Source organism: Actinomycetota bacterium, assembly GCA_030682655.1.
Lineage (GTDB): Bacteria > Actinomycetota > Coriobacteriia > Anaerosomatales > JAUXNU01 > JAUXNU01.
The window spans coordinates 67,040-82,102 of record JAUXNU010000151.1 but is presented as its reverse complement, the minus strand read 5'-3'; the positions used below and the strand labels follow the sequence as shown (position 1 = coordinate 82,102).

13 protein-coding genes are annotated in these 15,063 nt (G+C 65.2%); 7 read left to right on the top strand and 6 right to left on the bottom strand.

Annotation, left to right across the window (positions count from 1 at the left end; translation table 11 throughout):
• Positions 1–79 precede the first annotated feature (79 nt).
• From Q8K99_09895 to Q8K99_09870, 6 genes are all read right to left on the bottom strand, one after another.
• The gene (locus tag Q8K99_09895) at positions 80–697 is read right to left on the bottom strand and encodes a hypothetical protein (protein ID MDP2182861.1); all 618 of its coding nucleotides are present in this window, start codon (positions 695–697) and stop codon (positions 80–82) included.
• A 22-nt stretch (positions 698–719) separates the two neighbouring features.
• Entirely contained in the window at positions 720–1,415 is a 696-nt protein-coding gene (locus Q8K99_09890) for a hypothetical protein (GenBank protein MDP2182860.1), read from the bottom strand.
• Between the two features lie 337 nt (positions 1,416–1,752).
• Positions 1,753–2,844 (bottom strand): glycosyltransferase family 4 protein, encoded by a 1,092-nt coding sequence (locus tag Q8K99_09885; protein MDP2182859.1) that lies wholly within the window; start codon positions 2,842–2,844, stop codon positions 1,753–1,755.
• 33 nt (positions 2,845–2,877) lie between these two features.
• Positions 2,878–4,473, bottom strand: a complete 1,596-nt coding sequence (locus Q8K99_09880) for a lipopolysaccharide biosynthesis protein (protein ID MDP2182858.1) — start codon at positions 4,471–4,473, stop codon at positions 2,878–2,880.
• Positions 4,474–4,534: 61 nt separating this feature from the next.
• Positions 4,535–5,659, bottom strand: coding sequence for a glycosyltransferase (locus Q8K99_09875; GenBank protein MDP2182857.1), 1,125 nt, complete (start codon positions 5,657–5,659; stop codon positions 4,535–4,537).
• Complete coding sequence (locus Q8K99_09870) at positions 5,656–6,993, bottom strand: glycosyltransferase (protein MDP2182856.1); 1,338 nt, start codon at positions 6,991–6,993, stop codon at positions 5,656–5,658. The genes Q8K99_09875 and Q8K99_09870 overlap by 4 nt, the downstream gene beginning before the upstream one ends.
• An 89-nt stretch (positions 6,994–7,082) precedes the next feature.
• On the opposite strand from Q8K99_09870, the gene Q8K99_09865 reads away from it, so the two are divergent.
• The 7 genes from Q8K99_09865 to mtnA all read left to right on the top strand — a co-directional run bounded on the left by Q8K99_09865 (position 7,083) and on the right by mtnA (position 15,060).
• On the top strand, positions 7,083–8,492 hold the full coding sequence (locus Q8K99_09865) for an O-antigen ligase family protein (protein ID MDP2182855.1): 1,410 nt from the start codon (positions 7,083–7,085) through the stop codon (positions 8,490–8,492).
• Positions 8,482–9,222 (top strand): hypothetical protein, encoded by a 741-nt coding sequence (locus Q8K99_09860; GenBank protein ID MDP2182854.1) that lies wholly within the window; start codon positions 8,482–8,484, stop codon positions 9,220–9,222. The genes Q8K99_09865 and Q8K99_09860 overlap by 11 nt, the downstream gene beginning before the upstream one ends.
• A 6-nt stretch (positions 9,223–9,228) precedes the next feature.
• Positions 9,229–10,434, top strand: coding sequence for a glycosyltransferase (locus Q8K99_09855; GenBank protein ID MDP2182853.1), 1,206 nt, complete (start codon positions 9,229–9,231; stop codon positions 10,432–10,434).
• Positions 10,427–11,584, top strand: a complete 1,158-nt coding sequence (locus Q8K99_09850; protein MDP2182852.1) for a glycosyltransferase family 4 protein — start codon at positions 10,427–10,429, stop codon at positions 11,582–11,584. The genes Q8K99_09855 and Q8K99_09850 overlap by 8 nt, the downstream gene beginning before the upstream one ends.
• Before the next feature lie 21 nt (positions 11,585–11,605).
• Entirely contained in the window at positions 11,606–12,427 is an 822-nt protein-coding gene (locus tag Q8K99_09845; GenBank protein ID MDP2182851.1) for a purine-nucleoside phosphorylase, read from the top strand.
• Between the two features lie 49 nt (positions 12,428–12,476).
• Positions 12,477–13,736 (top strand): adenosylhomocysteinase, encoded by a 1,260-nt coding sequence (ahcY, locus tag Q8K99_09840; protein MDP2182850.1) that lies wholly within the window; start codon positions 12,477–12,479, stop codon positions 13,734–13,736.
• A 67-nt stretch (positions 13,737–13,803) separates the two neighbouring features.
• Entirely contained in the window at positions 13,804–15,060 is a 1,257-nt protein-coding gene (gene mtnA, locus Q8K99_09835; protein MDP2182849.1) for an S-methyl-5-thioribose-1-phosphate isomerase, read from the top strand.
• Positions 15,061–15,063 lie beyond the last annotated feature (3 nt).

Here is a 15,063-nt window from a genome sequence, read left to right as displayed (position 1 = left end):
TGATGATGCGCTGTACTTGTGTCGTCTGGAGTTGGACTTGAGAGCGATGCCAGATGGGGCAGCTCTCGCCGTGACTTGCCTAGTACATCGACTCTGCGATGTCGAGAAGCTCTCTGTATTTCAGCTTGTCGCTTGCCATGTTGTAGAGCATGTTTCCGTCGACCCAGACTACCGAAGAGCCGTCTACTCTGAGACCGCCTGAGAAGGTCCCATCTGCGTTCTCGGTGAGGGGAATGTTCACTGGGTCATGCGCAAGAGCTCTGAGGCCGTGCACCGACACCTCGATAAGGTACGTTGGCGATTCGTCCAGCGACATCAATCTATCGAGCTGAGCTGCCGCTTCTTCCGCACTGGCAAAGGGCGCCTCCGCGATCCAGAATGACTCATAGTGAAGGTCAGCGGATTTCTTCGACGTGGGCAGCTCCTTCCCCCCGTCAACATCTCGCACAACGACCTTCTTCAGCTTGCCGATCGCCTTCGCGGGCACCTTTGGCTTGAACGCAATCTGTTTCTGGGCCTCTTCGACCGTCGCAAACTCCGGAAACGTCTCATTGCCGGTCGGCTCGTACTTCGATGCTGAGGGGGCAGCTGGGCTGGACCCGACGTCCGCGGAGCCGCTTCCGCAGCCGACAATCGATACGACCAGAACCATTGCCGCCAAGACTGCTAGCTTCTTCAACTCACGCTGTCTGTTCACTTCGAGACCTCCAGAACTCGGGCTACTGTATGATGCAGTTCCACGCGTTCCCGCCTACCGTGAACGGGCGGTAGCCGATGTCATTGTCGTAGTATGCGATGGACGTCCAGTTCGCGTGCGTACCGGACAGCTTGCGATTCATCAGTCCGGAGAACGCTGAGTGATTATGATCAGTCACCAGCTTCCGTTCTGAGGCTGTGATGGGCTGTCCGACGTACCAGCCATACGGGGCCGAATCCACGCGACAAACGCCGTTGAAGTACACACACCAGTCACTGGGGGCACCGGTGGACGTCTGGTAGTTTGCTATCTTCACCGTATGCCACGCGCCGATGCTGGCCCTGCCGTGCTCTCGATACACTTGAGTGACCACCTTTGGATAGTCCTCATAGGCATGGAAGAACACCGGGCGCTGATCTCCGCTACCGGAGTAGATTGTGAACGCACCCTTGCAGAGACCGGCTTCGATGTAGTCATCCATCAGCCCTTCCCAGCCATCTGGGTTGATGTAGAACGAACTGACGTGATGCCCGCCAGGCTCATTCTCGGTCGTGAACCAGTTGTAGGCCCAGATGCTGCCCTGCATGCCCGCATACGACTTCGAGTACTGATAGCCAAGCACGTAGTGTGGCAGGCTCTCCTCCGCGAATGCATGCGTCACCGAAGACGCAAGCAGCAGAACAACGAGATGCAAGACGACAATAATGCGACGACTCATGGTTCCTCCCTTCGCTTGGACTGATACCCTTGGACTGATACCCCCCCCCGCATAGAATACGCCGATGTGGCGCTTGGGAATAGCCCTGTGCTTGAGTGAGATGCCAGTGAGATGCCAGTGAGATGCCTATTCGAGCGCGCTCTTTGGCGTGCCAAACGCTCTTGACCGAACCGATGTCTGTGCCCTTGGCCGATGGGCGTGCATCATTCTGAGAGAGCGGACCAAGCTGGAGTACATCAGCCGCCGCGACGGCAACGGGATGCTCGTTCGGCCGATTCAAGATCCTCGAAGCATCAATGGAATCGGCCTCACACAGGACGCATCCCTATGCCGTCGACTAAACCAGGAGCCCCCATGAGCTGCGCCCGACGGCCGCGTTCTGGAGCAGACGCTCGAATCGTGCAAGGTTCGCAGTGCGGTCTGCCCGTTCGGTGACGGCGCGGCGGTTGGGTTCGATGTGCTTCCCGGTCCGTGCTCGCTCAAGCGCGCCGATGAGAGCGTGCGCAAGAGTCTCCGGCGTTGGGTCGCCAACGAACGCCGCAGTATCCGGCGAAAGCCATTCGTGCAGCGTGGGGATGTCCGCTACCACCGGGAACGCGCCCGCTGCCATTGCTTCGAGCAGCGAGATCGGTGTTCCGTCAGACTCGGCTATCGACACCCAGACCGCGCTGTGTCCTAGATCCTCGGCGAGTGACTCGGGAGGCAGGAACCCGGGAAACTCGACGGCGTCGCCGATGCCGAGTCGCGCCACGGCTTCGCGCAGGCGCGGCTCCTCGGGCCCGCGGTCGTAGATGACGAGGCGCGCATCCGGGAATCGGTCAAGGACAGCCGGCATTGCTTCCACTGCGAGGTGCACGCGGTACAGCGGCTTGAGCTGCCGTGACGAGATGATGCGCGGTGCGCGATCGGCTTCGGCGAGCGGGACGAAGCGTTGTGGGTCGATGCCGTACTGGAACGTCACGATGTGCTCCGCAGGCGCTCCGACACGCACCAGCTCCTCGGCCATGTGCTCGGAACAGGCGTGGATGGTGTGCGCTCGCTGCAGCGCCTCGGGGAGTCGACGCAGATAGTCGTCGGGCAGGCGGTCGCGGTGGTAGACGTCGGATCCGTAGAGCGTGAGCACGACCGGCGACGGGGACAGAAGCGTTGCCGCGACCCCGTCGCTCATGAGCATCTGTACGTTGACGACATCGAAGCGCTCGCGCTCGAGCACCCGCCCGATCCTGCGATCACGTATGCCGAGGAGAGTGCGGTCGGAGAGCTTGAAGCGACGACCCTTGAAGGGGCGGACGTTGATGGTGCGCACGCCATCGACCTCGAAGCGGTCGCGGTTCGTGATGACCGTGACTTCGTGGCCGGCGTCGACGAGGTATTCGACGAATACGCGCGTATGGACGCTCCTCGAGACGGTCACGACTCCGATTCGCACTGGTGAACCTCCACGACGACCTCGGTCATGCGGCTAGCGGCGCAGGCGTGCCATGCCGCGGGCCGCTAACGTGCGGACGAACGCGCGCTCCTCGGCACGTACTCCACCGAACGCCACGAGCAGTGTCCCATAGACTGCCACACCGATGCAGACCTCGGCGATCAGCGCCCATAGCGTTGCGGGAAGGATGAGTGTGGTGCCCCAGACGACGGCCCCCATGCCCGCGGACGCGAGAGCGATGCGCACGAGGGATTCCCAGGGCAGCAGCCAGCGCATGTAGCGCCTCGACTGCAGCCAGGTCATGAAGAGGAGTATTCCGTAGGCGGCAACCGTGTTGATGGCCGAGGCCATGTAGCCGATTCGCGGCACCAGCACGATGTTCGCCGCCACGTTGAAGGCCGCTGCCACCAGAGTATTGACCATGATGAGCCGGGTCTTCTTGTGCATGCCAAGGCCCGTGCCCGCGATGTTCGCGAGCTGGCCGAGCATTGAGCCGGCAGCGACGATGGGAAGGACCGCGTACGCCTCGCGATAATCGGGGCCGGTGAACACTCGCATGAAGACCTGAGACGTGATCGTGAGCCCCGTCAGGAGGGGGAGCGTCAGCAGGGCAAAATAGCGCGTGAAATGGGTCTGCATCTGCTCCGCGAGACGCTGGCCCCGCTTCTCGTAGGCTTCGGTGAGCGACGGCATCATCGTGAGGATGAGCGGCATGGTCACGAGTTGCATGATCTTGTCGCCGAGGCTGTAGGCGACTGCGTATAGGCCGACCTCGGACGGCCCGCGAAAGGCCTGGATGACGAAGCGATCGAGCACGGCCAGCGCCCAGCCGGCTAGCCCGACGGGCACCAGCGGTGCGCCGTAAACGAGCATCTCGCGAAGCAGTGGCCGGTCGAGGCCGTGGGGGACGATGTCGCCTTCCTCGCGGACGGCCCGCAACATGAATGGCAGGAAGACCAGATTGCCGATCGCCGCTCCGGCGAAGATTCCAGTGGCGCCCCAGCCTGCGAGCACGAGTCCGACAGAGATCGCTGTGACGAGCAGCGTGACGCCGATCGAGAGCTTCGCGTACGAAGCGGAACGGTTCGCCGCACGGAGCACCTGCAAGAGAAGCCCCGCCCATGTGAAGGTGATGAAGTAGAACAGCGACATGGGAATGAGGCGCATAATCGCTGCGTCGATGTGTGCGGCACCGAGCCAGACACCGATCGCGCAGGCGAGGGCGAAGGCCACCAGCGACGTGAGCCCCGTCCAGATCACCGTGCTCAGAAACGCGTCCACCTTGCCCTTCTTGTGAGAGGGCCAGTAGAAGCGGACGGTAGATGACTGCAGCCAGCCCACCGAAACGGCGGCGACGAGCGAGGCGATCGGGCTGATCAGGTAGAAGGCACCGTAGTCGGCCTTGTCGATCCAGCGTGTGAAGATCGGGGTGGTGACCAGCGACGTAAGTGCCGGGATGAACCGCACGGGGATGTAGCGAGCGGCGTCGGAGCCGGCGGCACGCAATGCGCGCTCGAGAAGTGAGGTCTCAGGCTCCTCGGCGAGCCCGGTCGTGTCATCGGCGACGTCGGGTGCGTCGAGCGGCTCGGTTGCGTCGATCGGGCCCTGGTTCGGGTCTGGGGTCGTCACTCGTCCTCCACGTGTGCCGTGCATACCCGCCAAGGATAGCGGTTTGCCCGAAGTCGCGTCCTTAGGTGTTGCGCAACCGTTTGCCGAGGTCCGCGTAGAGCTCGACGAGTTTGGAGCGCTCGGCGTCCCAGTTGTACCGGGTAGCGGCTGCGCGTGCACTGGCCTGCAGCGCAGGCAAGTCGGCAACGACCTCTCGCACAGCGCGGGCGATGTCAGCGGGATCGGACACATCGCATATGCGTCCGATGTTGGTCTCGCGCGTGATCTGGGCGATCATGCGCATGTCGGAGGCCACGACCGGGGTACCGGCGGCCATCGAGTCGAAGAGCTTGTTCGGGGCGGTCAGCCGGTAGCTCTTAGAGAGCGGCTCGATCAGGACCGTCGAGACATGGCATTGCGCGAGCCGGGGGATGACCTCGGCAGCCGGCACCGCGCCGGCGAATCGCACCCGGTCGCCGAAAGGCTCGGCGGCCGCGCGCATGAGCGCTTCGTAGTCCGGCTGTGCGATGGGGCCGATCAGCTCGACCACATGATTGGCGGGCAGGTGGGCGAGGGACTGGATCAGCTGTACGGCTCCTCGGCCATGCTGGAAGACCGAGACGGCGGCGATGCGGATCTCTCCGGCGGCGTCGCGACATCCCCAGTCCCACGCGAGTTCTTCGTCAGTCCAGTAGCGCGGCACGTTCAGAAGGGTCATCGCGGTTCCGCCGAAGCGGTAGCGCGAGACGATCTCGTCCGTGTACGCCGGCGAGGCCGTGATCAGCGCGTCCGCGTGACGCAGCATCGTGCCCTCGTAGCGCACGAGCACCCGGCGCTTCGCATGCACCTTGTCGCGGGCGTGGCCGCTCCACAGCTCGTGGGAGTCGTAGACGACCAGACTGCGTTTGGATCCCAGCCGTGATGCGGCCAGACACGGGAACAGCGAATCGATGTCGTGTGCGTGGTAGACGTCGGCCGCCTCTGCGCGCAAGGGTGCGATGATGCTCCAGTAGGGGATCCGGCTTGTCTTGCGGATCCGATGCACCCGAATGCCGGCGACACTCTCTCCTGCAGGCACGTTCCCCTTAAGGTCGGCGACCACCGTCACCTCGTGGCCGGCTTCGACGAGAGCCTCGGCTTCGCGTCGGACTCGCCGGTCGTGGGTGAAGGCGTTATTGAGGCGCATGCAGATCCGCAGTTCGCTCACCGGCGCGTCACCGCCCCACTTGCCGAGGAGATGCTGTCGAGGACGCCGGCCAACTCGCGTGCCTGTCGGCGTCTATCGTACCGTGCGACGGCCTCCGGGTCGGGCGAGGGAAGCGCACCCGACGTCTTCGCGGCTGCGAGCTCGCGCAGGGCCGCATCGAGCCCGGGTGCGTCGTCGGTCGAGAGCACGAAGCCGCCGCCTGTCTCGCCGATGACGCGGGCGGGAAAGCCGTCCGTCGGGCCGATGACCATAGCGGTCATGCCGAGGCCGAGGTACTCGTAGAGTTTGGCGGGCGCGGTCGCCTCGGCGCCGGGAAGGTCCTCGACGAGTACCAGGCCGACGTCTGCGTGGGCCACGATCGCCAGTGCCTCGCGGTGCGGCCGGTACGCGTGGAAGTGCACGCGGTCACCTAGGCTGAGCCTCTCCACAGCGGTCTCGACGGATGAGGGCCACGTCCCGACGATGTCGAGACCGATCCGCGACGCCGGTCCGGCTTTGGTCGCGCACCGGGCCATGGCCTCGAGGAGCGGTGTCGGATCGGACTGCGCGAAGTAGATGCGGCCCATGAACGCGATTCGCAGCGGTGCTGCCGCATCGCGTGCCGGTTGTGGAAGGTCGCCGGGATCGAAGCCGTTAGGGATGATTTCCACACGTCCGGCCCCGAACGCGCGGGCCTCGTCAGCGATAGCGAGCGAAGTGCACGTGACCACGGTCGCCGCCGCGAGCGAGCGGCGTTCCTGCGCCCGGGAGATGGCGCGATGTAGGGGTGAGGGCACGACCGCGCCGGGATTCCGGTCCCAAGCGTCGCGCATATCAGCGACAAGCGGCACGCCGAGCCTGCGCGCTACATCCGCACCTGCGACGACGACCGAGTACGGAGGCCCGGTGGCGATGACGGCCTCCGCGCCGGAGTCGCGCCCCAGTCGTACTGCGGCGTCGGTCGCGGGTCCCTTCCAGAAGACGGCGTCGTCTGGTACGGTGACCCATCGTGCGAGGCGTCGCGAAAGCGACGGCTTGTGAAGCGCCGGTGTGCCTACGGCGGTGCGCTCGGGCGTGGCGTCGCGGGAGCTGCCGGCAGCTATCTCCTTGGCAGGTTTGATGAGCCGGGAGATGGCCGAGGAGACATGGCGGGCCGGTGTTCTGACGACCCGCACGGAAGCGGTCTCGGACGCGAGCGATTCGTCCAGCGGCCTACCGGGTACGAGCTCAGCGGCCACGACGACCGGTGTCCAGCCAGACTCGGGCAGGTAGCGGCTGAACTTTGCGACGCGCTGGACGCCCCCGCCTCCCGTCGGCGGGAACTCGTAGGTCATAATGAGGACGCAACGTGACATAGGCGGAGACGGCCCTCGGCCGCGAGGAGTTGTCGGTGACGCGCGGGTAGCTGCGCGATTCGGTCTGAGGATAGAAGAGAGGTTCGCTGTTGCGCAAGTCGGCTGAGGCAGGGTCTGCGGGGGATATTGCGACTCCCCGCATCGTCTCGACCGAGACGCTCCTGTGGCTGCTCGGAACGGTGATCGCAGGTGCGATCGCCGGCTACGCGGTGTCCCGTGGGACGACACTCGCGGTCGGGCTGCTCGGCATCGCCGCCGCCGGCCTCATCCTCTGGCGCTTCGAGATCGGTACCGTGCTGATGGTCGTGACGCTGCCGCTCGACATGTACGGCCGTGTGCTCTCCTCCGGCTCGGTCACCATCACCGCGTTCCATGTGATGCTCGGTCTCACGCTCGTCTCGTGGGCTGTCGCTCTCGCATGGCGCGTCGACGCCAAGGTGCGGTTCTCGATCGTCGACATCGGCATGGCGCTGCTGGTGCTGGCCGCGGTGTGGTCGTTGCCTTTCTCGCTCGATCGCCGAGACACGATCGTCGCGATTATCCGGCTTGCCTTCTTGTGGGCCTTCGTCCTGCTCTACGCCAACGCCATGAGCAGCCGGCGCGTGTTCGGCTGGGTCGCCAGCGCGCTGATGGTCACCGGAGCCGCGAGTTCGGCGTTCGCTCTCGCGCAGTACTTCTTGCCGGATTTCGACTACGGCAATGTCATCCAGGTCAGGCAGGGTGGCGTCGTGATGCGTCGCGTGGGCGCTCTGTTCGACGACCCGAACTACTTCGCGGGCTTCGCGAGTCTTGCATTCATCGTCGCGCTTGGGTACCTGCTCCACGCGCGCAGATCGCGTGTCGTGGCACCGCTGCTGGGATGCTGCGCTCTTTGTGGTGGCGCGGTGCTGGTTACCTTCTCCCGAACGGGATGGGTCGGCGTCGCTGTCGGGGCTGTGGTGCTCGTCATGACCGCGCCGCCCAAGCGCCGCCTGTGGCTGGTCATCCTTGGCGGGGTGCTCGTCGCTGCGGTGTTTGCGGCACGACCAGAGGCGATCATCGAACGCATCGCGTCTATCGGTGACGTTGGCGGGGACAACTCCATCGGCACCCGCTACTACATGGTCGGGTCCTCGGTGGAGATGATCCGTGACTACTGGACGTTCGGGACAGGGCTCAGCGCATACGATGTCGCGTTCCCGGCGTACCGTGCTGCCGGGACGCTGTCGGGCGTCATTCGCCCGCACCAACTCCCCCTCGCGCTGTGGGCGGAGATGGGGATGGCTGGCATCATCGCCGAAGTCGTGCTTGTGTGGACGCTGGTCAGGACGTTCGTGCGGCGCAGGCTGGCGTCCTGGACCGTTGCCGAATCGTTCGCTGCGGCGGGCCTCGTGAGCCTACTGGTGCAATCACTGTTCCAGTACTATCTATACTTCGACTACCTCTGGCTGTTCGTTGCCTTTGCGATTGCGGCAAATCGCCTCGCCGCTCGAGATGAGGAGACCGATCGTGTCAACTGAGACCACCGTTGCCAAGTGGATCGAGATCATACGCCGCCATTGGTGGGTCGTCGCTGTCGTGGCCGTTGTTGCCGCCGGAGTGGCCTTCGCCGTCGGGTCGAGCGAGACCATCACCTACCAGGCCAAGGCGACCGTGCGCGTGGACAACGTGAGCATCGCGAGCTACGCACGGTTGCCCAAGCCCGATGAGGTGATGTCGTTGGCCAAGACCGCCGAGTTGGCGGAGAAGGTCGCCGCAGTCGTCGGAGAGGATGCCGCGACCGTGAAGTCCGGGCTCAACGCGTTCACGAGCGGCAATCCCCAGGACAAGGTCGTCGTCACCTTCACCGGCCCCGAGCAGGACACCGCCAAGGAGATTGTCGACGCGGCTGCCACGGAGGTTGTTGCCGCCGAGAACGAACTTGCCCGGCCGGAGTATGAGCGCCTGCAGGCGCTCATCGACTCGTCGGAAGAGGCTATCGTGCAGCTCGAGAAGCACTCCTTGCCGGGCCAGACATCCGCAGCGAGTGCGTGGAACATCGAGCGCGCAATGCAGACGGATCAGGCCGCGCTCGACTTCATGAAGACCGCCTACACCTACCCCGGGGAGCCCTCGGTGTCCAAGACCGCAGTTGGGTCGAGCGCGGCGAAGAACGTCGCCGCGGGTGGACTCCTCGGTCTCTTCATTGGTGTGGTGTTGGCGGGCCTGCGCGAGCGCATGAGGCGTCCTCGTGCGGGCGCTGCGGGCTAGGCGACAGTGACACGCCCGGCGGACTCAGCGTCGCTGCGCGGCCTGGTGTTCACCAGGCAGTTTCCCAACCCCTCTCAGCCTCATCGAGGGACGTTCGTTGTCGAGCAGATGCGCGCGACCGACACCGATGTCGCGTGGCGTGCCATCGCCCCGGTGCCGTGGGTGCCGCGGGCACTTTCCGGGGTGTCTGGGCGACCCTATGTGACTGGTCCGGACACGATGTTCGGCTGGCATGTCGACCGCCCAAGGTACCCGGTCTTGCCGCGCCGCGCTCTCTATGCGACCGTCTCGGCGTCGATGGCGCGTGCGTCGGCAGCCGCTTTCGCGCGTGCGCTCGAAAGACACCGCCCCGACTTCGTTCACGCGCACGAGCTCTACCCGAGCGGCGCGGCGGCAGTCTCCTTGGCCGGTCGGACTGGTGTGCCCGTGATCGTCACCGTGCACGGTTCCGATCTGTACTCCAACCTCGCGAAGCCGTCATGGACGGCCGCTCTGTGCGATGCAGCGTCGCGCGCCGCAGCGGTGGTGTGCGTCGGGACGCAACTCGCCGAGGACTGCGTTCGCGAACTGGGAATCGCCCGAGAGCACGTCCGGGTGATCCCGGACGCATTCGACGACGGCATCTATGCTCCGTACGTGCGAGAGACGCACGGTGGACCCACGCGACTCCTCTCTATCGGTCGGCTCGTGCCCGAGAAGGGCCACGACCTGCTTCTCGAGGCTGTTGCCCGGATCATCACAGACGGGTCTGACATCGAGCTCCAAATCGTTGGAGGCGGCGCTCTCGAAGGGGACCTGCGCGTGAAGGCTGCCGCGCTCTCACTTGGTGATCACGTGAGATTTCTCGGTGCTCTCACAGGAGAGGCCATGTTGGCGGCCATGCATCGCGCCGACCTCTACGTGCAGGCCTCACGTCGCGAGGGGTTCGGACTGGCGCTCGTGGAAGCTATGGCGACGGGATTGCCGGCGGTTGCCACGGACAGCGGCGGCCCCGGCGAGATCCTGACGCCGGAGACGGGCGTCTTGGTCGTGCCCGGTCGGGTCGACGCCCTCGCCGAAGGGATCGAGCAGGCGCTCGATAGGCTCGGGACCTTCGATCCCGAAGCGATCTCACGCAGTGTGACCGCGCGTTTCGGACGTGCCGCTGTCGGCGCACAGCTGCTGGGCCTGTACCGCGACGTCGCCGGCGGGAAGGGGGCTTCCGATGGGTGACGTGCGTCCCTCCGTCGCGATGGTGCTCTCGAACGACGGTTCCGCCGACCCGCGGGTGGAGAAGGAAGCCCGTGCGCTCGTCGACGCGGGATGGGACGTGACCGTGGTCGCGTGGGACCGCTCGCAGACCCTCCCCGCCAAGGAGACACGCGCCGGTGGTTGGCGACTCCACCGAGTCGGGCCGGTCGCGCGTCATGGAGCGGGCCTGGGCAACCTCGATGCATACCAGCGGTTCTGGTCGGGGGCGACGGATGCCGTCGCGGATCTCGCTCCCCATGTCGTGCACTGCCACGACGCCGACGCCATCCCGGTCGGCACGCGAGCCGTGCGGCGACTCGATGGGGCGCATCTGGTCGTGGACCTGCACGAACTATATGCGCAAAGCAAGATGATCCCCCAGCGAGGCTGGAAAGGCATTGCGGCACGCGGGGCTGTGAAGTCGTACGAGCGCCGTGGCGTGCGCAGGTCTTCCCTCGTCGTCGTTGCGAACCCCGGACAGGTGTCTCTCGTCGCGGGTCTTGCCGAGGACGATCCACGGCTTGCGATAGTCGAGAACGCCCCCGAGCGCGATCGTTTCGAGCCCGCTAGCCGTCAGCGCGAGGCCGGCGATCCGTTCAAAGTCTGTTTCATCGGCCAGAAGCGAAGCGTGTCGCAGCTCGAGGCGCTCATGAGGGCGATCGAGCCGCACGCCGACATGAGCGCGCTGCTTGCAGGCGGAGGCACGGCGGCCGACGATATCGAACGGCTGGGAACCCGGTACGAGCGCGTCGAGACGCGCGGTCGGGTCGCCTACGACGAGATTCCCGCGCTCTACGAGGGATGCGATGTGGTCTATGCCGTCTACGACACGACGTACGGCAACTACCGGACGCACTTCCCGGTGAAAGCCATGGAGGGCATGGCGCTCGGCGTGCCGGTGCTCGTATCGAAAGGCACGTGGGTTGCTGACTACGTCGAGCAGCATGGCATCGGTCTTGCGGTCCGGGAGGGCGACCCCGACGGCATCGCGGACGCCCTTGTCCGGCTGCGCGACGATCCCGACGAGGCGGCACGCATGGGCGAGCGCGGCCGGGGAATCGTGGATGCGGGACTGAACTGGGAGGCCGCCTCGGCGCGCCTCATACGAGCCTACGAGGGTCTGCGCCCGTAGCCTTTGGAACCGGAGGACGCGATGGAAGCTCAGCGCCTAGACGTACCGGAAAGCGACCGAGCGCGGTACCTCGCGAGTGGGGCGCCCGTCCCGCGCGTGGTGATCGTCGCTGGCTCCGGGCTTGGTGCGCTCGGCGAGCTTGTCGAGGACGCACATACGATTCCTTTCGGCGACCTTGCGGGATTCCCGGCGACGGCCTCCGGTGTCGCGGGTCATGCGGGACGCATCGTCGGCGGCAGTGTGGATGGGGTGCCCGTCGCCGTGTTCCAGGGCCGAGTCCACCAGTACCAGGGTGTCAGCGCACATGGCGCGGCCTATCCTGCGCGGTTCGCTGCAGCGATCGGCGCGTCCACTCTCATAGTGACGAACGCGGCCGGAGGCGTGAGCGATCGCATGCGCAGTGGGGACATCGTGCTGATCTCGGACCACATCAACCTCATGGGTACGAACCCGCTCATCGGATGGCCCGGTCCCGAGGGCGGCGTGCCGTTCGTTCCCATGCGTGACGCATACGACCCCGGGCTGCGTTCCCTGGCGCGCGATGCGGCTGCCGAGGAGGGTGTGGCGCTTGTCGACGGGGTGTACGCGGGACTCCTTGGCCCGAGCTACGAGACGTCGGCCGAGGTCGCGTACCTGCGAAGCGTCGGTGCGGATGTCGTGGGGATGTCGACGGTCCCGGAGGTCACTTGTGCGCGGGCGCTCGGATTGGCCGTTCTCGGCTTCTCGCTTGTCACGAACGTTGCGGCGGGCGAGGGTTTGTCGCACGAGGAAGTGCTCGAGGCTGGTGCGCGCGCCGAGGCTGCACTCACGCGGCTGATGCTTGCTATACTACGCGAACTGTAACGCTGACCGCAGGGCGACGAGACGTCGCTCGCGAGTAGGGAGAACTGAAGTGGACTACGAAGTCAAAGATATGGGTCTGGCTGCGGCTGGCAAGGCGCGCATCGAATGGGCCGACGCCGACATGCCGGTGCTGGCGAGCATCCGCGAGCGCTTCGAGGTCGAGAAGCCGCTGGCCGGCATGCGAGTGAGCGCGTGCCTGCACGTGACGACCGAGACCGCGAACCTGATGCGCACGCTCAGGGCCGGCGGCGCCGACATCGTGCTTTGCGCCAGCAACCCGCTCTCTACGCAAGACGACGTGGCCGCCGCGCTCGTGCAGGAGTACGGCATCCGCACCTATGCCATCAAGGGCGAGGACAACGACACGTACTACGCGCACATCAACTCCGCAATCGACCACAAGCCGCACATCACGATGGATGACGGTGCCGATGTCGTGGGCCGCATCCATGCTGAGCGCACCGAGGCGCTCGGTGACATCATCGGCGGGACCGAGGAGACCACGACCGGTGTCATCCGCCTGAAGGCCATGACTGCCGACGGTGCTCTCAAGTACCCGATCGTGAGCGTCAACGATGCCATGACCAAGCACCTGTTCGACAACAGGTACGGCACCGGCCAGTCCACGATCGACGGCATCATTCGCGCCACCAACAGGCTCATCGCCGGCCGTACGGTGGTCATCTCCGGCTATGGCTGGTGCGGCAAGGGCGCTGCGATGCGCGCCAAGGGTCTGGGAGCGAGCGTCATCATCTGCGAGATTGACCCGCTTGCGGCACTCGAGGCCGTAATGGACGGCTTCCGTGTCATGCTGGCGGTCGAGGCCGCCAAGGAGTGCGACATCTGGATCACGGTCACTGGCGACATAAACGTCATCGACACGCCGATGTACGACGCCATGAAGGACGGGGCGATCATCTGCAACTCCGGTCACTTCAACGTCGAGATCAACATCGCGCACCTGCGCGAACACGCCGTGTCCGTGCGTGAGGTGCGCCCGCTCGTGGAGGAGTTCGTCCTCGAAGACGGCCGCAAGATCTTCCTGCTGGCCGACGGACGTCTCGTGAACCTCTCCTGCGCTGAGGGGCATCCTGCCAACGTCATGGACATGAGCTTCGCGAACCAGGCGCTTTCCGCTGAGTACATCGTGGCCAACGCAGCGTCTCTCGCGCCCGGCGTCTACCCGGTGCCCGAGGAGATCGACCAGGGGATCGCAGCTCTCAAGCTCGCAACGATGGGTGTGAAGATCGACACTCTCACGCCGGAGCAGCAGAAGTATCTGGCGTCTTGGCAAGAGGGCACCATCTAGATCGGTGACGAACCGGAGACCGCATGTCTCCGATGACAGATTCCGTACGACCAGGCAAGGAGCCGCAATGAGCATCGAAGACCGCATTCCGCGCACGATCTGGTGGGAAGACGGGAAGGTCAGACTGATCGATCAGTCCCGCCTGCCCCTTGTTGGCGACATTCTCGAGTGCGACACGCACACCGGCGTGTGTTGGGCCATCAAGGGCATGGCCGTGCGTGGCGCTCCGGCGCTCGGGGTGGCAGCGGCGCTCGGAATCGCGGCGTGGGCCCAGAACGAAGCCGAGGACGACTGGAGTACCGAGCAGTTCCTTGGCAGGCTCGAAGAGGTCGTGCAAGAGATCGTCGAGACCAGGCCGACCGCGATCAACCTGCTGTGGGGTGCGGAGCGCCTCAGGCGGCTTGCGTGGGGCAATGACGTGCTCCCCGTCTCCGACCTGCGTGCCATGCTCCTGGCAGAAGCGGAGAAGATGCTCGCCGAGGACGAGGAACGCAACCGCAAGCTTGGCGAGCACGGTGCCGAGCTGATCGAGCCGGGATCGAAGATCCTGACTCACTGCAATGCGGGGTCCTTGGCAACGGCGTACTTCGGCACCGCTCTCGGAGTGATCTACACGGCCCACGAGCAGGGCAAGATCGATCACGTTTGGATCGACGAGACGCGGCCGGTCATGCAGGGCGCCCGCCTGACGGCGTGGGAGCTCATGATGGCGGAGATCCCGTGCGCGCTCATCACCGACAGCGCGGCGTCGTGGGTCATGAACCTGCGCGATGAGGACGACAAGCCCTTCGTGGACGCGGTCATCGTCGGAGCGGACAGGATCGCGGCCAACGGCGACGTCGCCAACAAGATCGGAACCTACGGACTTGCGATTCTCGCGCACGAGCACAACATCCCGTTCTACGTGGCGGCACCGAGCTCGTCGGTGGATCTACTGACTTCTGATGGGAGCACCATTCCCATCGAGCAGCGCCCGGAGGAGGAAGTCACGGGTGTTACGTGGTCCTCGACGTTCGAATCTCCCACGCCCGAGGCGACCCGCGCGCTCGACGCGCTCACGGAGTTCGGTGACTACGAATTCGACCTGCCGCGGGGCCATGAGCTGCTGGTCACCCGACGCGGGGGTGCGTATCAGCTGGACGGTTGGGCCCGGATGGCGCCGTTGAACGTTCCCGTGTTCAACCCGGCCTTCGACGTCACGCCAGCTCGCTACATCACCGCCATAATCACCGAGCGCGGCGTTGCGCGACCGGACTACGAGATGTCTTTGGCGATGCTGTGCATGGGAGCGGGCGGCATCAACGAGGTCACAATAGACGGGTAGCCT

What these genes read in the sequence shown, in the direction of transcription:
- Q8K99_09890 (MDP2182860.1), bottom strand. Translation starts at nt 1,415, where the DNA reads ATGAGTCGTCGCATTATTGTCGTCTTGCATCTCGTTGTTCTGCTGCTT.
- Q8K99_09870 (MDP2182856.1), bottom strand. Translation starts at nt 6,993, where the DNA reads ATGTCACGTTGCGTCCTCATTATGACCTACGAGTTCCCGCCGACGGGA.
- Q8K99_09850 (MDP2182852.1), top strand. Translation starts at nt 10,427, where the DNA reads ATGGGTGACGTGCGTCCCTCCGTCGCGATGGTGCTCTCGAACGACGGT.
- Q8K99_09845 (MDP2182851.1), top strand. Translation starts at nt 11,606, where the DNA reads ATGGAAGCTCAGCGCCTAGACGTACCGGAAAGCGACCGAGCGCGGTAC.
- mtnA (MDP2182849.1), top strand. Translation starts at nt 13,804, where the DNA reads ATGAGCATCGAAGACCGCATTCCGCGCACGATCTGGTGGGAAGACGGG.